Here is a 22,888-nt window from a genome sequence, read left to right on the forward strand (position 1 = left end):
GGGGGATGTCCCGGCTGTAAGCTTCGCTCCCCATGCGTATAGAACACATCCGCCAACGATTGAGCGCCCTGGGCGCCAATCCGCGCCACGCGCAGCGCGTGCTGCGCCTGTGGTCGCAGGCCTTGCCGCAGGACGCGGGCCGGCGCGAGGTGTCGCACTTCCTGCCGGCCACGCTGGTGGCGGCGCTGCCGGCGTTGACCGAGGAGCTCGCGGGCCTGGCGGTGCTGCAATCCGAACACCCGGGCGAAGATGGCTCGGCGCGCCTGCTACTGGCCCTGGCCGACGGCCAGACAGTGGAGAGCGTGCTGCTGCCGCGCGACGGCCTGTGCGTGTCCACGCAGGTGGGTTGCGCGGTGGGCTGCGTGTTCTGCATGACGGGGCAGGGCGGCCTGGTGCGCCAGGTGGGCAGCGCCGAGATCGTGGCGCAGGTGGCCTTGGCGCGAACGCTGCGCCCGGTGAAGAAGGTGGTGTTCATGGGCATGGGCGAGCCCGCGCACAACCTGGACAACGTGATGGAGGCCATCGACCTGCTGGGCACTGTGGGCAACATCGGCCACAAGCAACTGGTGTTCTCCACCGTGGGCGACCCGCGTGTGTTCGAAGCCTTGCCGCAGGCCCGCGTGAAGCCAGCGCTGGCGCTCTCGCTGCACACCACCAAAGCAGACTTGCGCGAACAGCTGCTGCCGCGCGCCCCGCGCATGACACCCGAGGCGCTGGTGGAGGCCGGTGAGCGCTACGCGCGTGCCACAGGCTATCCCATCCAGTACCAGTGGACGCTGCTGGCCGGCATCAACGACGGCGACGACGAGATCGATGGGCTGGTGCGCCTGCTGCACGGCAAGCACGCCATCCTCAACATGATTCCGTACAACACCGTGGACGACCTGCCCTACCAGCGCCCAAGCCGGGAGCAGGCCGAGGAGATAGCGCGCCGCCTGCACCGCCGCGGCATCCTCACCAAGCTGCGCCAGTCGGCGGGGCAGGACGTGGAGGGCGGGTGTGGGCAGTTGCGGGCTCGCGCCGAGAAGCCGGCGCGCCGCGTGATTCCCTTGCACGTGCAAGGCGCCAACGCCTGAGGGTGCTCAGAGCCAACTGGGCTCCGCAGCTTCCCTGTGTGCGCCCTGCGAGAACACCACCTGGGCGCAGAGCTCGTCCCGGCTTGAGGCGATGCGGCGCAGGTGCTGGCGCCACGCCGGGCTGGTCACGCCGCCTATGCCACGGGCCCAGTGGGGCGGGTGTGATTCGTCGTCGAACACCATCACCCGAGGCAGGCGCGCGAGGCACTCCAGCGCTTCGAGGCGGCCGTCGCTGATGGCGATCACACCGTCGCTCACCGGCTGGCGCACGAACTGCGCGCCGCTGCAGACGTGGGCGCAAACGAAGCCGTAGACCTCGTCGCGTCGGTGGCCGGGGATCAGCAGTTCGGCCAGCCGCACCAGGCCAGCCGTGCCGAAGTCGCGCGCGCCGTGGCTGCCCGGCACTGGCTGGCCGCTGAAGGTGGCGAACAGGCGGTCGCGGGCGCGGGCGTGGTGCGCCACGGCAATGAAGTGGCTCGTGAAGCGCGGGTCGTCGAGGCCCGCCGCGAGCGCGTCGCGGTGGTTGAGCAGCTGCCAGACCAGCAGGGCCAACAGCACCCGGATCTGGTCGATGCCGGTGGAGAGGGCCACGCGATGCACCGGCCGCTCGCGCGGGGGCGCATCGCCATCCAGCGCCTCGTGTGCCGCGATCGTGCGCAGGATCTCGCGGCGCTGCTCGTCGTGAAATCCGAGGCCGGCCCGGGCCTGCGTGCACGGTGGATCGAACCACCATTGCAGCAGCGCAGCGGTGGTGGGCGTGACGCGCGGCGACACGGCTGGGTTCATGTTGTCCTCCTGACGGTTGTGGTTTTGGGTGAATAAGTCAATCAACAAGTGAATTCAGCATACAACACGAAGTTGATTCCAAAGGCGGCCGAAAACTAGCGTTCGATGCATGGAACACAAGCTCGAATTCGCCCAGCGGCTGCGCGATGCCATGGCGGCCGCCGGCCTGGAGCAGCGCCCCGGTGTGCTGCTGAACCTCTTCAACGCGCACTACTGGGGGCGCTCGGTGTCGTTCCAGGCGGTGTCACGCTGGTTGCGTGGCGAGGCGATTCCCGCGCAAGACAAGCTGCTGGTGCTGGCCGAGATCCTGCGGGTGGAACCCGAGGTGCTGCGCTTCGGCCAGACCGTGCGCCACCGCGTGCAGGAGAGCCGCAAACGCTGGGACGAAGGCGTGAGCTACCAGGAACGCGAGGTGTTCGACGCCTTCCTGGGCCTGCCGGCACCGCAGCGCAAGCTGGTGCGCGAGGTGATCCTGGCGTTGGCGCAGGTGCATTCGAAAGAATGAACAGGAGCACCCAGGGGTGTGCCGGTCAAAGTTGAAATCGCCTACTATGGTTGATAAACCAAAGTTCATACAAATAATCGTTTGAAATGAGGTTTAATGACGATATGTTGCACCGTTACGCCTTCTCCAACTTCCAGTCTTTCCGCGAGCGCGCCGAGGTGTCGTGGCTGCTTGATCGCAAAGTGCCGCAGGCCGTCTGGTCGCATCTGGCCAGTTCGGGTGAGCGGGTGAGCCGCGTGATGGCTGTCATTGGCCCCAACGCCAGCGGCAAAACCGCTCTGCTCAAACCGATCCTGTTTTTGCACTGGTTTGCCAGCCACTCCTTTGCATCCGATCCAGCAGCCGCGCTTCCTTTTCAACCGCATGCGGCAACAGCGGGCGAGCCTTCCGAGTTCGAGGTGGAGCTGGATGTGGATGGCCAGCTCATGCGCTACACCTTGCGCTGCACGCCGCAGCGCGTGTTGCACGAAGCGCTCTACGCGCGGCACGAGCGCATGCGCTATGTGTTCGTGCGCGATTGGAACGAGGCCACTCAGGCGTACGACATCAAGCAGCAGGACTTTGGCTTTGCGCCTTCAGAAGCGCGCAAGGTGCGCCCCAACGCGTCCCTGATCGCCACCGCCGCGCAATACGGCGTGCCGCTGGCACAGCGGCTGGCTGGCAGCCAGATCTGGAGCAACATTCACCAATATGGCCGCATGGTGAACGACGCCAGCCAGTTGATCCAGGCGGCCACGCACTTCGCCACCGAGGAGGCCCAGCGGCAACAACTGGTGCGCCTGTTGTCGGCCTGGGACCTGGGCTTGAGCGATGTGCAGGTTCGCGAAGTTGAAACAGTCCAGTCCGATGGCAAGACGAGCAAGTTCTGGCTGCCTTTCGGTATCCATCGGGCTGCAGGCCATGTTTCGTTCGAGTTGCCTTTCGCGCTGGAGTCCAGTGGCACGCAGGGTGCACTGGTGTTGTTGTCCCGACTCCTTCCGGTGCTGGCCACCGGCGGCTTGGCCGTGATCGACGAGTTCGAGAACGACCTGCACCCGCACATGCTCGAACCGATCCTGGACTTGTTTGCCAGTCCGGTGACCAACCCCCATGGTGGCCAGCTGCTGTTCACCTGCCACGCCATGGAGGTGCTGAACATCCTTCACAAATCACAAGTCACGCTCGTGGAGAAGAGCGAGGACAACCAAAGCAGCGCCTGGCGACTGGACAGCGTGGAAGGCATCCGCAGCGACGACAACCTGTATGCGAAGTACATGGCGGGCGCCTACGGAGCTGTGCCGCAGCTATGAGGGGTGAGAGGCGCCGGCGCCAGGTGGTGCGCACTGTGCTGGTAGTGGGTGAGGGCGACGCCGAGGTGTTGTTCCTCCAGCACCTCAAGGGCCTTTATGTGCAGCGCGGATCGGGCGTCATGGTCACCATCAAGAACGCGCGTGGCAAGGGTGCCGCGCACGTGGTGGATGTCGCCCTGCGCCAGTCGCGCAACGCGGCCTACGACTTGGTGGTTGCCCTGTTGGACACCGACGCCGACTGGAACGACAAGACACGGGCCTCGGCCCGCAAGAGCCGAGTGCATGTCGCGTCCTGTGAGCCTTGCCTGGAAGCGGTGTTGCTGAGCGTCCATCACGGCCCTGTGCAGGACAGAAACACCGCTCAGCTCAAGCAGGACTTCGAGAACCGCTTCGGCGGCGCTGCCCACGATCCGACGGTGTGGCGCCATTTCAATCAAGCTGCACTGGATGCAGCGCTGCCGCGCGTGGCCGTGTTGGCATCGCTGCGGCGGGCACTGGTTTTCGCAGACTGGCCTGCCGATTGACAGATGCCGCTCAATGCAAGGTCAGCGGCCGCGACGTCGTCTTGACCCGCACCACCGCCGCGCGCGGTTCATAGGGCGCGGGCGTGGTGCCGCAGATGTCGGCGGCAATCGCGCGCGCCTGGCGGGCGATGGGTTCGATGAAGCGGCTGGGCTGGCCGTTCACGGCGATGCAGTCGCCCATGGCGTGGATGCGCTCGTTGCTGGTCTTGAGATTCGCCGGGTCCACGGCGATGCCGTTGTCCCACAACAGATCGGCACTCTGCGCCAGGCGCGGCGGCGTGGCCAGGCCGGCGGCGGCGATCACCTGGTCGGCGGCGAAGCGCTGGCCGCAGGCGGTGGTGATGCGGTAGCGGCCCGCCACCTGCTCCAGTTGCGCCACTTGCACGCCGCCCACGAAACGGATGGTCAGGTCCTTCCAGGCGTCAAGCAGTTGGCTGCCTGCGCCCTCGGCGCTCCAGCGGGCCAGGGGTTCGGTCTGCACGTCGAGCAAGGTGACGCGGTGGCCGCCGAGCGCGAGGTCGTTGGCGAGCTCACTGCCGATCAGGCCGGCGCCGACGATGGCGATGTCCTGGGGCCCTGTCTCGTCAACCTTGCCGAGTGCGGCGCGCAGCTTCTGGTACGCGGCCAGGTGGTTGATGCGCCAGCACAGCGCTGCCGGCAGCGTGGGCGGAAGGGCGGCTTGCGCGCCGTGGGCCAGCACCAGCCGGTCAAAGCGCAGCACGCCGCGTGTGGTGCGCAGCTGGTTCGTGTCGGCGCAGATGCGCACGGCGTGTGTGTGGCTGAGCAGGCGCACGTTCAGTCGCGCCGCTGCGGCCGCGCCGCTTTCCTTCACCAGCGCATCCGGTGCGGTGCGGCGAGCCATGGCAATGGACAGCATGGGTTTGTCGTACACGTCGCCCGCGCAGGCCGTGACCACGGTGATCGGAAGGCGGGCGTCGAGCGCCCGCAGCGCCTCGGCCATCTGCCAGCCAGCGCGACCGGCACCGACGATCACCACGCCCGCCGCGCCGCGCGGGGCCACTGGCGCGCTGTGGGCGAGGCCGGCGCGCAGGGCATCCCGGCTGGGTGGTGTGTAGGGCGTGAAGTCGGCCTTGGTCACGCCGCACAGCGGGCAGGCCCAGTCGTCGGGGATGTCGGCGTAGCGCGTGCCCGGAGCCAGGCCGCCGTCGGGGTCGCCGTCGGCTTCGTTGTAGATGTAGCCGCAGGCGTCGCAGATGTACTGCTGCCAGGGCGCGAGGGCGCTCTCCACGGCGGTTGGCAGGGGCTTCGACAGGCTCAGCCCGAACGGTGGAGTGGGCAGGGGCATGGAGGGATCGGTGCTCATGCCGGCATCACCTCGGCTGACAGCCGCGCGATCTCTTTGCGCAGGTGTTTGATGGCGGGCGTGACGATGGCCACGAAGTGCGACTCGCGCACACGGCGTTGCACGGCCGAGCTCATGAGGTAGCCGCGCGCGCCCTGGTGCAGCAGGGCCGACTGCGCCGCGCGCAGAGATAGTTCGGCACCGTGGGCACGTGCGTCTAGCACGTCGATGAAGAACTCCACCGACGGGTTGTAGGGCGTCTGGGCCAGCTTCATCACACGGGCGGTCAGCGCGTCCAGCTCGGCCTGCAATGCGTCGGGCCGGTCTTCCAGAAACTGGTTCACATGGCCCAGCTGCGCCTCCACTTCCCAGATGGAGTCGATCGCACCCTGTGTCACACCCACCGCCATGCCGCACTGGAGCATGACGAAGGCCGCACGGATGCGGGCAATGAACGGTTTGGCGGCGTCGGCCATCAAATCGTTCGCGCCAATGAAATGGTCTTTCAGGCGCAGGGCGTAGGTGCCCGTGCCCTCCATGGCCGAGAAGCTCGGGCACTCGCGCAGCTCCACGCCCGGCGCGCCGCAGCGCAGCAGAAACATCACCTCGCGGCCGATGGGCTCGTCGCCGTTCACCACCGCGGCAATGGCGCCGCAGCTGTGGTCGGGTCCGAGGTTGCTGACCCAGGGCAGCGAGCCGTTCACAAGGTAGCCGCCTTCCACCGGCGTGGCCTTGAGCAGCAGGCTCTCGATCTGCGCGTAGCTCTTCATGGGGTTCGACAAGGCCGTGCCGCCCAGCGTGTCGCCGCGCACATGGGCCATCAACACCTCGCCATTCAAAGCGGGGTTGCCCGACTGCTGCATGTACAGGCCGCACACCGCCTGGCACCACATCATGAAGCCGGTGGCGCCGCACACGCGCGAGGCCTCGGCCATGGCGCGGATCGACAGGCCGAAGTCACCCGGTCCGGCGTCGCCGTCCAGGTGCGCGCTCATGGCCCCCAGGGCGGCGAGCTGCTGCAGCTCGCTGCGTGGGTAGTAACCGGTGCGGTCGATGGACTCGACCACCGCCGCCAACGGGCCCTGCGCCACCTCGCGCACCGCGGCCAGCAGCGTGTTGGCCGAGGTCTCTTGCGTCAGCTCGCGAGGCAAATCATTCGGGTTCATTCAAGCTCCAACAGGTGGGTAAGCCCTTCGACAGGCTCAGGGCGAACGGAGGGGGTGCTCAGGGCGAACGGAAATTCCCGTTCGGGCTGAGCCTGTCGAAGCCCAGCCCGAGTCAGGAAGGGTTCAGGCCAGCGCGATCTCGAACGGAATCGGATTGCGCATGGTGTTGGCCACCGGCGAGTAGAAATTGGCGTGCTGCACGATCTCGTCGAGCACCTCGCGCGGCGCGTCGCCTTCCACCAGCACCTTCACCCGGATCGCCTGGAAACCCATCTCCGCCGGCGTCTTCTCCAGCGCGCCACCAGCGCCCCACGCAGCGGGGTTGCCAATGTCGCCTTCCATGAACACCTCGAGCTTGCTGAGCTTCACGCCCTTCCAGGTGGCCACCGCCGTGATGCCCACCGCGAGACACCCGCCCAGGCCCGACAACGCGATCTCGCCGGGGGCAGGCGCGGTGTCCTGGCCAAACAGGTGCAGCGGTTCGTCCACCACCACCGGCGCGTGGTTGCCCACGGTGGACAGGGACCGGTACTGGCCCTCCATCACGGTGTGGACCTTGTTGGTGCCACGGCTGGCGGGGTTGGCCTTGCCCTTGGCCGCGAAGGCCGCTAGGCCCTCGCTGTCGATGGGGCGCAGGTAAGCCTTCACGGTGGTCACAGGCTCAAGCGTGTCGGTAGCGGACATGGTGTCTCCAGGTGTTCAGGGTCGGGGGAGAAGGTGTCAGGCGGCGAGCGCCAGCGCAGGCTTCTTGGTGGACTTGGCCAGCGGCAGGCCGGTCTCGATCGGCAGACTCTCGTCGCGCGACCACTCGTTCCACGAGCCGAAGTACATGCGCACATCCGAGAAGCCGGCCTGCTTGAGCGCCAGGAAGGTGTTGGACGCGCGCGCGCCCTTGAAGCAGTAGAGGTAGATGGTGTCGTCGGTGGTGATGCCGGCGGTGGCGCACTCGGCCTTCACCTCGTCGGGCGTCTTGAACACCGGGCCTTGCGCGGAAGGCTTCATGAAGCGGTACCACTCCAGCCACTTGGCGCCGGGCAGGCGGCCCTTGCGGGGTGCGAAGTCCTTGCCGTAGGGCGACGACGATTCGCCGATCCACTCGTCGATGTCGCGCACGTCGAGCAACACCGTGTCGGTGCCCAGCGCGGCCTTCACATCGTCCTGCGTGAGCATCACGTCAGACGTGGGCAGATCGGTGGGGAAGGTGGCGGGCGTGGGCGCCACGGCCGTGGTGGAGATGGGCAGGCCCGCGGCCTTCCAGGCGCTGAAGCCGCCGTTGAGCACCTTGATCTTGGGGTAGCCCAGCCAGGTGAGCAGGTAGTAACCGCGGCACGACTGGCCGTAGCCGCTGTTCATCGCGTCTTCGTAAAACACCGCCGTTTCCTTGCCCGACAAACCAGCCGCGCCCAGCGCGTCGGCAAACGTGGCCTTGAGGGATTGCAAACCCTCTGGCGTGGAAGTGGCGAGGTACGTGAACACCTCACGCAGGTTCACGGCGCCGGGAATGTGGCCAGCGGCGAAGGTATCCGCGTCGCGCGTGTCGATGACCACGACAGGTTCGGACGACTGCTGCGCAGCAAGCTGGGCGGGGGCGATCAGGGTGGCTTCAATGCTCATGGAGACCTCGCGGAAGTGGCGGAAGGCGGGATTGCCTGAGGTCTCTAGCGCAACCAACGTGCCAGGGTGTCGGGCACGGGGGTCCAGGCGCGCGGGGCGTTGAATTTGCTGGGTTTATCGGGGTTTGGCTGGGGGAATGCGCTGGAGGTGGCCCTGTCCTGGCCACACCACTGTGTCGACACAATGTCAACACTGTGTCGATCAGTAACCTTTCAAACGGATGGGTCAATGGCACAAAACCCGGGATTCCAGTCAACCTACAGGCCCCATCTCCTTCCGCCTCGAACTGGCACGCATGCGATTCCGATTTCGATTTTTCGTCATATCACTCGCATTGCTGGCATTCGGGTTCGTGCCGCCCCCGACAGCAGCAGCAACGGAGCAAGACGGACAGGCAGGCGAACGTCGGGTGGACGCGTCTCAAGCCCGGGTGTCCCTGACACCGTCGGCGTCCATGGTCATGGATGCGAAGGCCAACCTCACCGTTGACGAGGTCCTGGCGCTGGCCCGCAACGGCTTGGCAAAGAAGCTGGACCAAGGTGTGTTCAGCCCGGGTTACAGCTCGGCAGCCTACTGGTTTGTTGTTTCACTGGAGAACGGCGGAAGCCAACCGCTGGAACGTTTGCTGGTGTTCAACCCCATTTGGCTGGACGACCTCCAGGCCACCCTGGTCGCGTCCAACGGCGCTGCGCAGAGCGCGGCAGGCGGCGACAGCGTCCCGTTTTCGCAGCGCGCCGAGGCATTTCGCAGGGTCAATTTCTCCCTGACGGTGCCGCCGGGTGGCGCCACGCTGGTCGTGCGCGCAGCGACCAGCGACCCATTCTTCATCGGCATGGAATTGCTGGACCGCGATGCCTTCGAGCGGCTGGCCGCTTCCGAGGCCTTGTACTTCGGCCTCCTCTACGGCGGCCTGCTGTCGTTGCTCTTGTTCAACCTGATGCTGTTTCTCACTTCGCGCGAGAAAACCTACCTCGCCTACTGCGTCTGGCTGGCAGCCTTTCTGGTCATGCACGCCACCTACAACGGGCATACCTTCCGCTGGGTGATGCCGGAGTCTCCACAGCTGTACGCATGGTTCTCATCCATCGTCATTTATGTGTACAGCTTTTTCGGCCTGGTCTTTGCCCTCGTCTTTCTCGATCTCAAGAACAAGCTTCCCGCGGCCCATGTTTGGACGCTGCGCCTTCTGGCTGTCCTGGTGCTGTCGTTCTTCGTGACCATGCTGGGCGGCTACCGGGCGCATGTCATCAGCGCGATTGCCTGGGTGGTCATCTTCGGGCTGGGTGCATTCACCCTGGGGTGGTTGTCCCTGCAGCGGCGCAACAAGGCGGCAGCGCTCTATCTGTGCGCCTCCACAGCCGGGCTCGTGGGTTCCACCTTCACCGCATTGACCGTGATGTCCGTGCTTCCCTTTTCGGAATGGACCTTCAGAGCGGTTGACATCGGCATCCTGATCGACGCCATCATGCTGTCGCTGGCTTTGTCTGCCCGCATCGCGCAGGTGCAGCGGCTCGAACGACTGCGGCGGTTCTTCTCCCCGGCGGTGGCGGACAAACTGCTGTCGGCCACCAGCGAGGAGCTGTACCAGCCACGCCACCGTGAAATCGTCGTCCTGTTCCTGGATTTGCGGGGCTACACCGCATTCACCGTGAAGCATGGCGCCGAAGAAGTCATGCGCATTCTGGGCGAGTTCCACGCGGCCATGGGCAAACTGGTGATTGAGCATGAAGCCACGCTGGAGCGGTTTGCCGGCGACGGGATGATGATCTTCTTCAACGACCCGGTGGAAGTTTCCGACCCAGCCAAAAGAGCGGTCGTCATGGCCATGCAAATGCAGGCCGATTTCTCGAGGCTCAACGAAATCTGGGGGCAACGCGGGTACAGCCTGGCCATGGGCATCGGCATTGCGCAGGGCATGGCCACCATTGGCGCCATCGGCTTCGAGGGTCGGCGCGACTATGCGGCCATCGGGAATGTGACCAATCTGGCCGCCCGTTTGTGCGCAGACGCGCATGCCGGCCAGATCCTCGTATCAAGCGTTGTGGCTCGCGAGATCGAGGATGAGATGCCTGTCACGAGCGTCGGTGCGTTGAGCCTGAAAGGGTTTTCCGAGCCGGTCCCTTGCTATGAGGTGCCACAGCCCTCGCGCAACCCTGCGGCGCAGGCGAGCGGGTCAAGCCCGCAGTCGATGCCAGACCTCCACGTTGAAGGATGCTGAAATTGAAAAACACGCTCTGGAACCAGCCTGAACTGGCAGCCGACCACTTTCTGTACCACCGCAAGGGTCCTTGGCCCCAGCCCAGTCCGACGTACCCGATGGAGCAGGCCCCCGAGATCCTGAACGTCCCGCCGGAAGAAACCTTGCTCTGGAACCAGGCGATCGGTTCGCGCTACTTCAAGACCCTGACGTTCTACCCCGGTGGGGCGGCGGCCAACGCGGTGGCGGGCAGTCAGCTGCCCATACCTTCGGATGCCGAGTTCGTCCGCATGATGACCAACTCGGTGTTTGTGCGGTCCTTGAGAAACACGGAGGGCAACACCTGGGTGGCGGATTTCGCCCCCATGCGCCTCATCGAGGACGACACGCTGCCGGGCACCTATGCCCGACAGGTCAATGCCATCTTCAAGCGCAACGGCGACCAGTTTTCCTGTTCCCATATCGAGGTCACCGTCCCGGCCCAGATGGTCTTGACCGTAACCCCTGCCGATCCGGCCTGGAACCTGGCCAAGGCTTACGCCCTGCAAGCGGCCTCCTACATCGGCCTGTTCGTGGGGCATCCAGCCTTGCATTTCCCCATGGACTCGGTCAACGCCGTCACCAAGACGGCGGTGCCGCGCAACCACCCGCTGTTCCAGCTGCTGTTTCCTCACAGCACCTACGCGCTGGCCGTGGACAACGCGGTGCTCGAGACCGACGACGGCATCCTCAGCAGCGATCCACCCGGCACCTGGTTCGACCCGCTCACCGCCACGGGCCTGGTGATCAAGCGCCTGTTCGGTGCGGGCTATGCCGGCTACGATGGGCATGCGGGGTGGTACCCGAAATACAACTACATGAAGCCGTGGATGGACGACAGCGTCGACTACGGGCATTGCCTGAGCTTGTACTTCCAGCCGTTTCTGACCTTCTGCACGGTGGTGGCCCGGGAGATCCTCAAGGCCAGCCCGAACGACCCTTATGTCGAGCGCTGGGCGAACTACCTCAGCGCCCAGCTCCACGGCTTTCCCGACGGGAAAGCCATCTTCGAGGGCGATACCCTGGCCAGGGCCATGGCCGTCTACCTGTGGGACGTGACGGTGGCCCACGCCGCCGACCACTACAGTTTTTACAACGACATCACGAGCCCGCAACCCGGACCCGCCGGCACCCGGCTGGCGGCCTGGAAGTTTTTGCGTTTGCGGGTTCCGCCACCCACGAAAAAAACAGACGGTGCCGATGTGAAACTCGTGGGGGACGTGTGCCACCCCGATGACCTGTACCGGGCCGAAATGGCGCAGGAGATGTTCTTCAAGAGCGTGACCCTCTGGCCCAACCTGGTGGACACCGCCTACGCCTTCACCTCGCCCACCCTGCTGGTCGCCCAGAAAGACTTCCACGACAAATTGAGGGAGGTCAGCCGAACTGTGGCGTCCGTGATGCCCAACTTCATGCCGCTGGAACCAGCGGACCCCAAGAAGTACACACCCGAGGAATATTCGGTCACCATCTCGGCCAGCATCCAGTACTAGCCGGGTCCGGACGGGCCGGGCACCCGCCGGATAAGCGCCTATTGGCTGACGACGCCATCAGCATCCAGCGCAGGCGGGCGCAGCAGGTCTTCGTCGATGCCCATGACCGCGCTCGCGCGTTCGACCGCCCGCCACAGCAGCGGCGGCATCTTCAAGATCTCGTCGGGCGAATCGGCCTGTGCAATCCAGTTGCTGATTTGCTGGTGCTCGTCGGGGGTCAGCAATGCCAGGTTCAGCATCTCGTCGATTGTTTTCATGGCGGCGTCTCGCAAGTCTTGGTCAATGGCGCCGATGCTGTCACACATCCGTTGCGCCGGCTCTCAGTCCAACCCCTCAACCCCACGCTTCACCGCAGCCCCGCCTTGCGCAGCCGGTAGCTGAACTGCCGCAGCGTGAGCCCCAGGCTTTGGGCGGCCTGGGTCTGGTTGCCATGGTGGCGCAGCAGGGCGTCTTTCAAGGTCTGCGTGCTGTGTGAACGGGCGCTCTGGTATTCGCGCACGTTGCCGGCGGGCAGGGGCAGGCCCGGCGGCGGTTCCGTGGCGGGCAGCGGCGTCAAGGACTCGGGCATGAAGCGCTCCAGCGCCACGGCGGTCACGCGGGTGTGGTCGGTCAGCAGCACCAGGCGCTCGATGAGGTTGCCGAGTTCGCGGATGTTGCCGGGCCAGCTGTGCGCCTCCAGCCGCGCCATGGCCTCGGGCGCCAGGTGCACGTTGCGCTCGTGCGCCTGGTTGGCGCGGTTCACAAAATGCAGCGCGAGCGCGCGGATGTCTTCGCGCCGCTCGCGCAGGCTGGGCAGGCGGATCGGGATCACATTGAGCCGGTAATACAGGTCTTGCCGGAAATGCCCGGCCTGCACCTCGCGCGCGAGATCGCGGTTGGTTGCGGCCACCAGGCGCACATTCACCTTCAGCTCGCGCGTGCCGCCCAGGCGCACCAGCGTGCCTTCTTGCAGGGTGCGCAGCAGCTTGCTTTGCATGGCCAGCGGCAGCTCGCCGATCTCGTCCAGAAAAATGGTGCCGCCGTTAGCCTGCTCAAACCAACCCGGGCGCGCGGTGTTGGCGCCGGTGAAGGCGCCGCGCTCGTAGCCGAACAGTTCGGATTCGAACAACGTCTCGGGAATCGCCGAGCAGTTCACCTTGATGAAGGGCTGGTCGTGCCGGCCGCTGGCCAGGTGCACGGCGCGGGCAAACAGCTCCTTGCCGGTGCCCGACTCGCCCAGCAACAACACCGTGGCTTGCGACTGCGATACGCGCTCCAGCTCGCCCAGCGCCTGCAGCAGCGCGGGCGAGCGGCCAATGAGCCCATAGCGCGCGGTGCTGGTGTCCAGCGCGCGGGCCAGGGCGGCGTTGCGCTCTTCGAGCTGGCGGGTTTCTTCGGCCACCAACTGTTCCAGCTGCAGCAGCTGGCCGGCCAGCGTGGCCAGGATGCGCAGCACCGCCAGGTCGTCGTTCAAATGGCGCTGGCGGCTGCGGATGCGGTGGCAGGCCAGCACGCCGATGGTGGCGCCGTTCACCTCGATGGGCAGCGCGATGAAGGCCACGGTCTGCGGCGGCAGCTGGCTGCGCGGTACGCAGCGGAACAGAAACAGCGGTTCGGCGTCCACGTCTTGCACGATGGCGGGCAGGCCCGTTTGCAGCACCCGCCCGGTGATGCCCTCGCCCCAGCGGTACACGCCGCTGGCCACCTGGCCAGCCGTGAGGCCGTAGGCGTGGCGGATGGAGGCCGTGCGGGCCTGCCCGGGGTGGCCTTGGTCGGCCAGCACCATGCGCCCGCGGTTCAGGCCGAGCAGCTCGCTCATCAGGTGCAGCATCTCGCGCAACACAAAGGCCGGCGCCAGGCTGCGGCCCACCAGCTTCATCACCTCGCGCATCAGCAGCAGCTCCTGGGCGTGCCAGTCGGTGCCGGTGTGGTCGGGGTCGGTGCGGTGGGGCATGGGGAGGGTCAAGCAAGCATCGCACCAGATCGCCTGTTGAGCGCCGCACCAGAGACCCGTTCGCCCTGAGCCTGTCGAAGGGCTCACGCGGAGCTGGCATGCAGGGCTTCGACAGGCTCAGCCCGAACGGGTGTTGGCCTGCCGCGAGGCCTGGCGCGTTAAAATCGTGGCCTCTCAAGGAGCGTTGCAGCGCCGGCGGACTTTCACGGTCCCCACCGTGCGTCAGGCTTGGGTGGGCACGAACAGGCCCAAAACGACGCTCACCACAGTCTGTTGTCCCCACACTGCCTTGGTGAGTCTCATGTCCTCCGTCTCCACTTCCCTGTCCTCCTCTTCCGTTTCCGTGCCGCCCATGCTGCTCTCCGGCCTGGAGCCGCTGCGCATTGGTTCGGACAGCCTGTTTGTGAACGTCGGCGAGCGCACCAACGTCACCGGCTCCAAGGCTTTCGCCCGCATGATCCTGAACGGCGAGTACGAGCAGGCGCTGGCCGTGGCGCGGCAGCAGGTGGAAAACGGCGCGCAGATCATCGACGTGAACATGGACGAGGCCATGCTGGACAGCAAGGCCGCCATGGTGAAGTTCCTCAACCTGATTGCCGGCGAGCCCGACATCGCGCGCGTGCCGGTGATGGTGGACAGCTCCAAGTGGGACGTCATCGAGGCCGGCCTGCGCTGCGTGCAGGGCAAGGGCGTGGTGAACTCCATCAGCATGAAAGAGGGCGTGGACGAGTTCAAGCGCCAGGCGCGGCTGGTCAAGCGCTACGGCGCCGCCGCCGTGGTGATGGCGTTCGACGAAAAGGGCCAGGCCGACACCTACGCGCGCAAGGTCGAGATCTGCGAACGGGCCTACCGCATCCTGGTGGACGAGGTGGGCTTTCCGCCGGAAGACATCATCTTCGACCCCAACATCTTTGCCATTGCCACAGGCATCGAGGAACACAACAACTACGCGGTCGACTTCATCAACGCCACGCGCTGGATCAAGCAGCACCTGCCGGGTGCCAAGGTGAGCGGTGGTGTGTCCAACGTGTCGTTCAGCTTCCGCGGCAACGACCCGGTGCGCGAGGCCATCCACACCGTGTTCCTGTACCACGCCATCCAGGCCGGCATGGACATGGGCATCGTCAACGCCGGCATGGTGGGTGTGTACGACGAGCTCGAACCCGAGCTGCGCGAGCGCGTGGAAGACGTGGTGCTGAACCGCCGGGCCGACGCTGGCGAACGCCTGGTGGAGGTGGCGGAAAACGCCAAGGGTGCGGCCAAGGACGACAGCAAGAAAAACGAGTGGCGCGCGCTGCCGATCCGCGAGCGCCTGAGCCATGCGCTGGTCCGTGGCATGAACGACTTCATCAGCGAGGACACCGAAGAGATGTGGCGCGAGATCGAGGCCGGTGGCGGCCGCCCGCTCAACGTGATCGAAGGCCCGCTCATGGACGGCATGAACGTGGTGGGCGACCTGTTTGGCCAGGGCAAGATGTTTTTGCCGCAGGTGGTGAAAAGCGCGCGCGTGATGAAGCAGGCGGTGGCGCACCTGCTGCCCTACATCGAGGCCGAGAAGCTGGCCCTGCAGGCCTCGGGCGCGGACGTGAAGCCCAAGGGCAAGATCGTGATCGCCACGGTGAAGGGCGACGTGCACGACATCGGCAAGAACATCGTCACCGTGGTGCTCCAGTGCAACAACTACGAGGTGGTGAACATGGGCGTGATGGTGCCCTGCCACGAGATCCTGGCCATGGCCAAGGCCGAGGGTGCCGACATCGTGGGCCTGTCGGGCCTGATCACGCCCAGCCTGGAAGAGATGCAGTACGTGGCCGGCGAGATGGAGAAGGACGCGCACTTCCGCGAGAAGCAGATCCCGCTGCTGATCGGCGGCGCCACCTGCAGCCGGGTGCACACCGCCGTGAAGATCGCGCCGCACTACAGCGGCCCCGTGGTCTATGTGCCTGATGCTTCGCGCAGCGTGGGCGTGGCGCAGGGCTTGTTGTCGGACCAGGCGGCGCAGTACATCGCCGAGCTCAACGCCGACTACGACAAGGTGCGCACCCAGCACGCCAACAAGAAGCAGGTGCCGCTGTGGCCGCTGGCCAAGGCGCGCGCCAACAAGACCCCCATCGACTGGCGCAACTTCGAGCCGAAGAAGCCACGCTTCATCGGCAAGCGTGTGTTCAAGAACTTCGATCTGAACGAGATCGTGAAGTACATCGACTGGGCGCCCTTCTTCCAGACCTGGGACCTCGCCGGCCCCTTCCCCGACATCCTGAAAGACGAGGTGGTGGGCGAAGAAGCACGGCGCGTGTTCAGCGACGGCAAGCGCATGCTGCAGCGTCTGATTGAAGGCCGCTGGCTCAGCGCCAGCGCGGTGGTGGGCCTGTACCCGGCCAACAGCGTGAATGACGACGACATCGAGCTCTACACCGACGAGAGCCGCCGCGAGGTGGCGCTCACCTGGCACGGCCTGCGCCAGCAGGCGGAGCGCTTCGAGGTGGACGGCGTGATGCGGCCCAGCCGCTGTCTCGCCGACTTCGTGGCGCCCAAGGGTGTGGCCGACGACTACGTGGGCGTGTTCGCCGTTACCGCCGGCCTGGGCGTGGAGAAGAAGGAAAAGCAGTTCATCGACGACCACGACGACTACTCCGCCATCATGCTCAAGGCCCTGGCCGATCGCATGGCCGAGGGCCTGGCCGAGTGCATGCACCACCGGGTGCGCACCGACCTCTGGGGCTACGCGGCCGACGAGGCGCTGAGCAACGACGAGTTGATCAAGGAGAAGTACCAGGGCATCCGTCCGGCACCGGGCTACCCCGCCTGTCCGGACCACACGGTCAAGCGCCCCATGTTCGAGCTGCTGCAATGCGAAGACATCGGCATGGCGCTGACCGAAAGCCTGGCCATGACACCGGCCGCCAGCGTGAGTGGCTTCTACCTGGCTCACCCCCAGAGCACTTATTTCAACGTGGGCAAGATCGGCGACGACCAGCTGGCCGACCTCGCGCAGCGCAGCGCGGTGGCCGAAAAAGAACTGCAGCGCTGGCTGGCGCCGAACCTTTGAATCAGGCGCTCAGAAGCGAGCGCCGTTGTTCGCGCAGGAACGGCCGGTCGATCTGATCGGCCAGCAGCGCGGTGGTGGCGGCGCTCACGCCCAGTGAGTTGAAATGGGCCTGCCAGCCGTCCACCACCCGCGCCACGCGCCGGGCCTCATCAAGCGCCTCGCGATCACCCAGTCCGTACATGGCGGCCATCGACAGAGCGTTGTCCACGCGGCTGACGGAGCCGTCTTTCCCGACGTGCATCGACTGGTAGCCCAGCGCCTGACCTGCGGGCAGCACGTCGAAGGCCGGTGACAGGCGCAACTGCTGGGTGTCCTGCACCAGCAGAACGTGGTTCTTCTCGTGGTCGTCGGTGTTGTCGATCAGGATATTGAACACGAGCCGGCGAAACAGCTCGTGCATGTCGTGCCGCCACAAGCCGTCGGCCACCACACCGCGCCGACGCAGCAACTGGGCCAGCGCGGGGTAGCCGGGTTCGCTGCCCGCTGCGCGCAATGCCACGTGGGCCGAGAGGGCGTGAAGTCGCTGGCCCTGCGCGCGGTCAAAGCGTTCGATGGCCAGGGCGATGCCACTGGCCAGCGGCACCGGGCGCGTGGTGGCCACGCGGATGCCCGCCAACGCTGCGAGTGTCAGGCTGGCGTGTTCCAGAAGGCCCTCAAAGGAGCTGGCCTCGTCACCGAACTTCAGCACCCAGCTCTGGCCGTCGATGTCCACCAGGGCCTTGGGCCGTGCGCCGCCCATGGTGGCCCCCGGCGCGATCAGTCGGCGCTCAACCTCGTCCACTGATGCACCTTGTTGTACGCGGCGCACCAGGGCGTGCAGCGCCTGCGCATCGCCCAGCTGGGGCAAGGCCGGTGATTCGTGCGGCAGGTAGTGATCGGACGAGGTCGAAACACCGAGCGCGCCGAAGCGGTCGTCGCCGGTGAAATACAGCAGTTCCAGCAGCGACAGGCGCGGCGGGCGGTACAGCAGGCGGATCACGCGCTCGCCCCAGCGGTCGGGCCGTGCGTCGTCCACCGCACCGGCGGCGCAGTCCTTCTCGGTGGGAAGGTGTTCGCGGTCGATCAGGGGCAGGTCTTCGCTGAGCGCAAATCCCTGGCGCAACCAGTCGGGCGCGTAACGCAGCGACACGCCGCGCCCACCCATCACCAGGTGCAGCGAACCCACTCGCACCGGCTGCGCAGGCCGGCCGAGGTACCAGAGGTGAAGCGTGTCGGCCACGATGTAGGGAGAAGCCGTGCTCATGTCGACCCCGGCTTGCGCGACAGGCGCGCGCTGATGGAGGCCTGCGAGCGCACGGCGCGGGTGCGGCGTGCGGCGCGGATGTCGAGCTCCAGTGCGCCGGCATCTTGCTCGGGTGCGGCCAGATCGCCCAACGCCTGCGTGCGCCCGACCATCCAGAGCGCGGTGGCCAGAATGCCGGCGCTCACGCCCGCGTCACCGCGCTCCAGCCGGGCCAGCGTGGGGATCGAGACCCCCAGGCGCTGCGCCCATGCTCGCTGCGACTCCTGTCGGCGCACGCGTGCCAACGCGAGATGTTCACCGAGGCGAACGAGCGCCGCGGCTGCTTCCGGAGGCAGCGTTTGCAGTGAAGGTGAAGCCTTGGGCATCTTAAAACTTGTCAAAACGTTAATTACATGCAAGTTTATGTTGCTTTTAGGTTGGTGTGAACCTGCTCATGTACAAAGCGCCCAGCCGCGAGGCGACTTCTCAACCATCTGAACATTCCATGAAAACCCTCAACGCACTCCTCGATCACCCCCGCGCTGGCGTCCTCCTGCTGCGCTGGACCCTGGCCATCCTCATGATCTTTCACGGCTGGGCCAAGGTGATGGGCGGTGTGGGGGGCATCGAAGGCATGCTGGTGGCCAGGGGCTTGCCTGGCTACGTCGCCTACGGCGTGTACCTCGGTGAATTGATCGCACCGCTGTTCCTGCTCGCCGGTGTGTGGGTGGTGCCGGCTGCGCTGGTGATGGCGATCAACATGGCGTTTGCCGTGGCCCTGGCGCACATGGGCCACTTTCTCGACCTGGCTTCCAGCGGCGGCTGGCGCCTGGAGTTGCAGGCGTTTTTCTTCATGAGCGCGCTGGTGGTGGCGCTGACGAACCGCCTCGGCCCCAACCGGTGAGCCGGGCGGCGCGCTGTCAGACGTTCATGATCGAAATCGACCGCGCGTTCAAGTAAGCCTCCATTGCCTCCGGGCCGCCCTCCGAGCCGTAGCCCGAGTCCTTGAGGCCGCCGAACGGCATTTCGGCCGAGGGCATGGCGGGCATGTTCACCCACAGCATGCCCACCTCCACACGGCGCGCCAGCAGGTCCGCGTTTTTCAGCGAGCTCGTGAAGGCATAACCGGCCAGGCCGAACGGCAGGCGGTTGGCCTCGGCGATGGCCTCGTCCAGCGTCTTGAAGGTTCGCACCGCGGCCATGGGGCCGAAGGGCTCGTCGTTGAACACGCGCGCGTCCAGCGGCACGTCGGTGAGGATGGTGGGCTGCCAGAAGTTGCCGGCCTCGCCGATGCGTTCGCCGCCGGTGGCCAGCGTGGCGCCGCGTTCCACGGCGTCCTTGGTGAACTCGGCCATGGCCGTCACACGGCGCGGGTTGGCCAGCGGTCCCATCTGCGTGCCCTCGGCCGTGCCGTCGCCCACCGCCAGGCCGGCGGCGTGCTTCACCAGCGCGGCCGAGAACTCTTTGGCAATGCTCTCGTGCACGAGGAAGCGCGTGGGCGAGATGCAGACCTGTCCCGCGTTGCGGAACTTGGCACCGCCCGCGGTCTTCACGGCCAGCGCGACGTCGGCGTCTTCGGCCACGATCACCGGCGCGTGCCCTCCCAGCTCCATGGTCACGCGCTTCATGTGCTGGCCAGCCATGGCCGCGAGCTGTTTGCCCACCGGCGTGGAGCCGGTGAAGGTGATCTTGCGGATGACGGGGTGCGCGATCAGATAGCTGGAGATCTCCGACGGCGTGCCGTAGACCAGACCCAACACGCCGGGTGGCAAGCCCGCGTCGGCAAACGCGCGCACCAGCTCGGCGGGGGCGGCCGGGGTTTCTTCGGGCGCCTTCACGATCATGGAGCAGCCGGTGGCCAGGGCAGCGGCCAGTTTGCGCACGACCTGGTTGATGGGGAAGTTCCACGGCGTGAACGCGGCCACCGGGCCGACCGGGTCTTTCAGCACCATCTGGCGCATGGCGAGGTTGCCGCGCGAAGGCACGATGCGGCCGTACACGCGCAGGCCTTCGTCGGCGAACCATTCGATGATGTCGGCTGCGGCCATGGCCTCGCCTTTGGCCTCGGCCAGCGGCTTGCCTTGTTCCTGCGTGAGCAGCGCGGCAATGGCGCCCGCGCGTTCGCGCATCAAGGCAGCCGCAGCGCGCATGACCTTGGCGCGCTCGATGGGTGGCTTGTCGCGCCAGACTTCAAAGCCCTTTTGTGCGGCGTCCAGGGCCAGGTCCAGGTCGGCTTGGCGGGCATGCGCCACGCGGCCGATCTCTTTGCCGGTGGCCGGGTTGAACACGGCCAGCGTCTCGCCGGCGGCGGCCTCGCGCCATTGGCCGTGGATGAAGAGTTGGGTGTTGGGGTAGGTCATGTCGGTCTCCTGCATGGAAAGGGAAACCGCAAACCTTACCAGTTGCCCCATGACAGGACGACCGCGTTCAAGCGCCGGTCTTCTTCAACACCCGCCGGTACTGCACCGCTTCGGCCACGTGGGAGACGTTCACGCCCTGGGCGCCCGCCAGATCGGCGATGGTGCGCGCCACGCGCAGTGCGCGGTGCGTGCCGCGCGCGCTCCAGCACAGGCGCGCGGCGGCCGTGTGCAGGAACTGCAGCGCTGCGGGTTCGGCCAGGGCGTGCTGGTCCAGCATCCGGCCGGCCAACGACTGGTTGGCCATGCCTTGCCGGGCCTGCGAACGGTCGCGCGCGGCCACCACGCGCTCGCGCACGGCGGCGCTGGCTTCGCCCATCCGGTGGGTCAGCAGGTGCTCGGGCGGCAGGGCCGGCACTTCCACATGCAGGTCGATGCGGTCCAGCAGCGGGCCGCTGAGCTTGCCCTGGTAGCGCGATACCTGGTCTGGCGTGCAGCGGCAAGCCTGGGTCGGGTGGCCCAGAAAACCGCAGGGGCAGGGGTTCATGGCCGCCACCAGCTGAAAGCGCGCCGGAAACTCGGTCTGCATGGCCGCGCGCGAGATGCGGATGTGGCCGCTCTCCAGCGGCTCGCGCAGCGCCTCCAGCGCGGCGCGGGGGAACTCGGGCAGTTCGTCCAGAAACAGCACGCCGTGGTGGGCCAGCGAAATCTCGCCCGGACGGGGCGGCGAGCCGCCACCCACCAGGGCCACCGCGCTGGCGCTGTGGTGCGGCGCGCAGGTCGGGCGCTGGCCCCAGCGCTCCAGCTCGAAACGCCTGGCCAGGGAGGCGACGGCGGCAGACTCCAGCGCTTCCAGTGTGCTCATGGGCGGCAGCAAACCCGCGAAGCGGTGGGCCAGCATGGACTTGCCCGAGCCCGGCGGCCCCAGCATGAGCAGGCTGTGCCCGCCGGCCGCGGCGATCTCCAGCGCGCGCCGGGCGGCGGCCTGGCCTTTTACGTCGGCCAGATCGGTGGGGTGCCCGGTGTGGGCAATGGCCTGGGCGCTCAATCGGGCCCAGCCGCCGTCGTCAGGCGGCTCGGACGCGGCGGCGCTCTCGGGCAGGAAGCGGGCAATCACATCCAGCAGATGCCTCGCCCGGTAGACCCGGGCTTGTGGCACCAGCGCGGCCTCTTCGGCGCTGCCCGGCGGCAGCACAAGGCGGGCGTTGGTGGCGTCAACGCCGGCGTCGCGGTGCAGCGCCAGGCTCATGGCCAGCGCGCCGCGCACCGGGCGCAGTTCGCCCCCGAGCGACAGTTCACCGGCGAATTCCCAGTCGGCCAGGCGCGCCGCGCTGATCTGGCCACTGGCCGCCAGGATGCCCAGGGCAATCGGCAGATCAAACCGGCCGGAGTCTTTGGGCAGGTCGGCCGGCGCCAGGTTGACCGTGATGCGTTTGTTGGACGGAAATTCCAGACCGGCGTTGGCGATGGCCGAACGCACGCGTTCGCGGGCTTCCTTCACCTCGGTGTCGGCCAGACCCACCAGCGTGAAGCTGGGCAAGCCGTTGGCCAGATGAACCTCGACCTGCACGGGCCGCGCGTCCAGGCCGAGCAAGGCGCGGCTGCGCACCAAAGACAGACTCATCTCGATTCACTCCCTGTTTCGGTGCATCACGGCCGCCATTGCCCGGGGCGGGCTGCTTTTCGTGCGGGCACTTTTTTGGTGCGCACCCAGAGGGTGCAGGCCGGCGGGTTGGCTTTGCGCGCCTGCTCAAGCCTCGCGCGGGCCACTGTAATGGTCGCGGCAGCAACGAACCCCACGGGGTAGGGGTCACGAAGTTGGCATATTCCCTGCTAGGTCCTGTAAGCGATTGATTCGAAGCGTGGTTTTCCATGCGGCAGTCAGCTCACCGTGATTGGTTTGCTCCCGGGCATACCGAACTCGTTTCACCCCCAGGTGTCGGCCATCCGGTCTCATCACCCTCCTGTTCAAGAAGAGGAATAGCAGCATGAAAATGGTTTCAGCCATCATCAAGCCGTTCAAACTGGACGAAGTGCGTGAAGCACTCTCCGGCATGGGCGTGCAAGGCATCACCGTGACCGAAGTCAAGGGCTTCGGCCGTCAGAAGGGCCACACCGAGCTGTACCGCGGCGCAGAGTACGTGGTCGACTTTCTGCCCAAGGTCAAGATCGAAGCAGCCGTGTCCGACGACCTGGTCGATCGCGTGATCGAAGCCATCGAAGGTGCGGCCCGCACCGGCAAGATCGGCGACGGCAAGATTTTCGTCACCTCGCTCGAACAGGTGGTTCGCATCCGCACCGGCGAGACCGGCAAAGAAGCGCTTTGATCATCGCC

At 66.5% G+C, this 22,888-nt stretch carries 20 protein-coding genes and 1 riboswitch; of the genes, 9 read left to right on the forward strand and 11 right to left on the reverse strand.

Annotation, left to right across the window (positions count from 1 at the left end):
- Positions 1 to 32 precede the first annotated feature (32 nt).
- Positions 33 to 1,076: an RNA methyltransferase gene (locus F9Z44_RS00955; protein WP_159602797.1), complete on the forward strand. Its 1,044-nt coding sequence runs from the start codon at positions 33 to 35 to the stop codon at positions 1,074 to 1,076.
- 6 nt (positions 1,077 to 1,082) lie between these two features.
- Here F9Z44_RS00955 and F9Z44_RS00960 read toward each other — a convergent pair whose 3' ends face one another.
- Positions 1,083 to 1,862, reverse strand: coding sequence for a hypothetical protein (locus F9Z44_RS00960; protein WP_159602799.1), 780 nt, complete (start codon positions 1,860 to 1,862; stop codon positions 1,083 to 1,085).
- Positions 1,863 to 1,971: 109 nt separating this feature from the next.
- On the opposite strand from F9Z44_RS00960, the gene F9Z44_RS00965 reads away from it, so the two are divergent.
- The 3 genes from F9Z44_RS00965 to F9Z44_RS00975 all read left to right on the forward strand — a co-directional run bounded on the left by F9Z44_RS00965 (position 1,972) and on the right by F9Z44_RS00975 (position 4,180).
- A complete protein-coding gene (locus F9Z44_RS00965) occupies positions 1,972 to 2,367 on the forward strand; it encodes a helix-turn-helix domain-containing protein (RefSeq protein ID WP_159602801.1) in 396 nt (131 codons plus the stop codon).
- 104 nt (positions 2,368 to 2,471) lie between these two features.
- Entirely contained in the window at positions 2,472 to 3,656 is a 1,185-nt protein-coding gene (locus tag F9Z44_RS00970; RefSeq protein ID WP_159602803.1) for an AAA family ATPase, read from the forward strand.
- A gap of 26 nt (positions 3,657 to 3,682) precedes the next feature.
- A complete protein-coding gene (locus tag F9Z44_RS00975; RefSeq protein WP_159602805.1) occupies positions 3,683 to 4,180 on the forward strand; it encodes a hypothetical protein in 498 nt (165 codons plus the stop codon).
- A 10-nt stretch (positions 4,181 to 4,190) separates the two neighbouring features.
- Here F9Z44_RS00975 and F9Z44_RS00980 read toward each other — a convergent pair whose 3' ends face one another.
- The 4 genes from F9Z44_RS00980 to F9Z44_RS00995 form a co-directional block, all read right to left on the reverse strand.
- On the reverse strand, positions 4,191 to 5,504 hold the full coding sequence (locus tag F9Z44_RS00980; RefSeq protein ID WP_159602807.1) for an FAD-dependent oxidoreductase: 1,314 nt from the start codon (positions 5,502 to 5,504) through the stop codon (positions 4,191 to 4,193).
- Positions 5,501 to 6,649, reverse strand: coding sequence for an acyl-CoA dehydrogenase family protein (locus F9Z44_RS00985; protein WP_159602809.1), 1,149 nt, complete (start codon positions 6,647 to 6,649; stop codon positions 5,501 to 5,503). The genes F9Z44_RS00980 and F9Z44_RS00985 overlap by 4 nt, the downstream gene beginning before the upstream one ends.
- Positions 6,650 to 6,772: 123 nt before the next feature.
- Positions 6,773 to 7,333 (reverse strand): OsmC family protein, encoded by a 561-nt coding sequence (locus tag F9Z44_RS00990; protein ID WP_159602811.1) that lies wholly within the window; start codon positions 7,331 to 7,333, stop codon positions 6,773 to 6,775.
- A gap of 36 nt (positions 7,334 to 7,369) precedes the next feature.
- Positions 7,370 to 8,263 (reverse strand): sulfurtransferase, encoded by an 894-nt coding sequence (locus tag F9Z44_RS00995; protein WP_159602813.1) that lies wholly within the window; start codon positions 8,261 to 8,263, stop codon positions 7,370 to 7,372.
- A 454-nt stretch (positions 8,264 to 8,717) separates the two neighbouring features.
- On the opposite strand from F9Z44_RS00995, the gene F9Z44_RS01000 reads away from it, so the two are divergent.
- Together F9Z44_RS01000 and F9Z44_RS01005 are read left to right on the forward strand one after the other, a co-directional pair.
- Complete coding sequence (locus tag F9Z44_RS01000) at positions 8,718 to 10,481, forward strand: 7TM diverse intracellular signaling domain-containing protein (protein ID WP_159602815.1); 1,764 nt, start codon at positions 8,718 to 8,720, stop codon at positions 10,479 to 10,481.
- A gap of 2 nt (positions 10,482 to 10,483) precedes the next feature.
- The gene (locus F9Z44_RS01005) at positions 10,484 to 11,992 is read left to right on the forward strand and encodes a hypothetical protein (RefSeq protein WP_159602817.1); all 1,509 of its coding nucleotides are present in this window, start codon (positions 10,484 to 10,486) and stop codon (positions 11,990 to 11,992) included.
- Positions 11,993 to 12,030: 38 nt separating this feature from the next.
- On the opposite strand, the gene F9Z44_RS01010 is transcribed toward F9Z44_RS01005, so the two are convergent.
- Positions 12,031 to 12,249: a hypothetical protein gene (locus F9Z44_RS01010; protein WP_159602819.1), complete on the reverse strand. Its 219-nt coding sequence runs from the start codon at positions 12,247 to 12,249 to the stop codon at positions 12,031 to 12,033.
- An 89-nt stretch (positions 12,250 to 12,338) separates the two neighbouring features.
- The gene (locus tag F9Z44_RS01015; RefSeq protein WP_159602821.1) at positions 12,339 to 13,925 is read right to left on the reverse strand and encodes a sigma 54-interacting transcriptional regulator; all 1,587 of its coding nucleotides are present in this window, start codon (positions 13,923 to 13,925) and stop codon (positions 12,339 to 12,341) included.
- Positions 13,926 to 14,095: 170 nt separating this feature from the next.
- Positions 14,096 to 14,194, forward strand: a riboswitch (S-adenosyl-L-homocysteine riboswitch).
- A gap of 83 nt (positions 14,195 to 14,277) precedes the next feature.
- On the opposite strand from F9Z44_RS01015, the gene metH reads away from it, so the two are divergent.
- A complete protein-coding gene (gene metH, locus F9Z44_RS01020; RefSeq protein ID WP_236574320.1) occupies positions 14,278 to 16,974 on the forward strand; it encodes a methionine synthase in 2,697 nt (898 codons plus the stop codon).
- A gap of 1 nt (position 16,975) precedes the next feature.
- On the opposite strand, the gene F9Z44_RS01025 is transcribed toward metH, so the two are convergent.
- On the reverse strand, positions 16,976 to 18,217 hold the full coding sequence (locus tag F9Z44_RS01025) for a type II toxin-antitoxin system HipA family toxin (RefSeq protein ID WP_159602825.1): 1,242 nt from the start codon (positions 18,215 to 18,217) through the stop codon (positions 16,976 to 16,978).
- Positions 18,214 to 18,582 carry a helix-turn-helix domain-containing protein gene (locus F9Z44_RS01030; protein WP_159602827.1) on the reverse strand — a complete coding sequence of 123 codons (369 nt, stop codon included), beginning with the start codon at positions 18,580 to 18,582 and terminating at the stop codon, positions 18,214 to 18,216. Before F9Z44_RS01030 ends, F9Z44_RS01025 begins: the two co-directional genes overlap by 4 nt.
- A 119-nt stretch (positions 18,583 to 18,701) precedes the next feature.
- On the opposite strand from F9Z44_RS01030, the gene F9Z44_RS01035 reads away from it, so the two are divergent.
- Positions 18,702 to 19,100, forward strand: a complete 399-nt coding sequence (locus tag F9Z44_RS01035) for a DoxX family protein (protein ID WP_159602829.1) — start codon at positions 18,702 to 18,704, stop codon at positions 19,098 to 19,100.
- A 16-nt stretch (positions 19,101 to 19,116) separates the two neighbouring features.
- Here the strand turns inward: F9Z44_RS01035 and F9Z44_RS01040 are convergent, their stop codons facing one another.
- Together F9Z44_RS01040 and F9Z44_RS01045 are read right to left on the reverse strand one after the other, a co-directional pair.
- Positions 19,117 to 20,556, reverse strand: a complete 1,440-nt coding sequence (locus F9Z44_RS01040) for an NAD-dependent succinate-semialdehyde dehydrogenase (RefSeq protein WP_159602831.1) — start codon at positions 20,554 to 20,556, stop codon at positions 19,117 to 19,119.
- Positions 20,557 to 20,623: 67 nt separating this feature from the next.
- Positions 20,624 to 22,177 (reverse strand): YifB family Mg chelatase-like AAA ATPase, encoded by a 1,554-nt coding sequence (locus F9Z44_RS01045; protein WP_159602833.1) that lies wholly within the window; start codon positions 22,175 to 22,177, stop codon positions 20,624 to 20,626.
- A 364-nt stretch (positions 22,178 to 22,541) separates the two neighbouring features.
- Between F9Z44_RS01045 and glnK the strand changes: the two genes are divergently transcribed.
- Positions 22,542 to 22,880 carry a P-II family nitrogen regulator gene (glnK, locus tag F9Z44_RS01050; RefSeq protein ID WP_056264790.1) on the forward strand — a complete coding sequence of 113 codons (339 nt, stop codon included), beginning with the start codon at positions 22,542 to 22,544 and terminating at the stop codon, positions 22,878 to 22,880.
- Positions 22,881 to 22,888: the final 8 nt, after the last annotated feature.

The sequence above is a fragment of the Hydrogenophaga sp. PBL-H3 genome (assembly GCF_010104355.1).
GTDB lineage: Bacteria > Pseudomonadota > Gammaproteobacteria > Burkholderiales > Burkholderiaceae_C > Hydrogenophaga.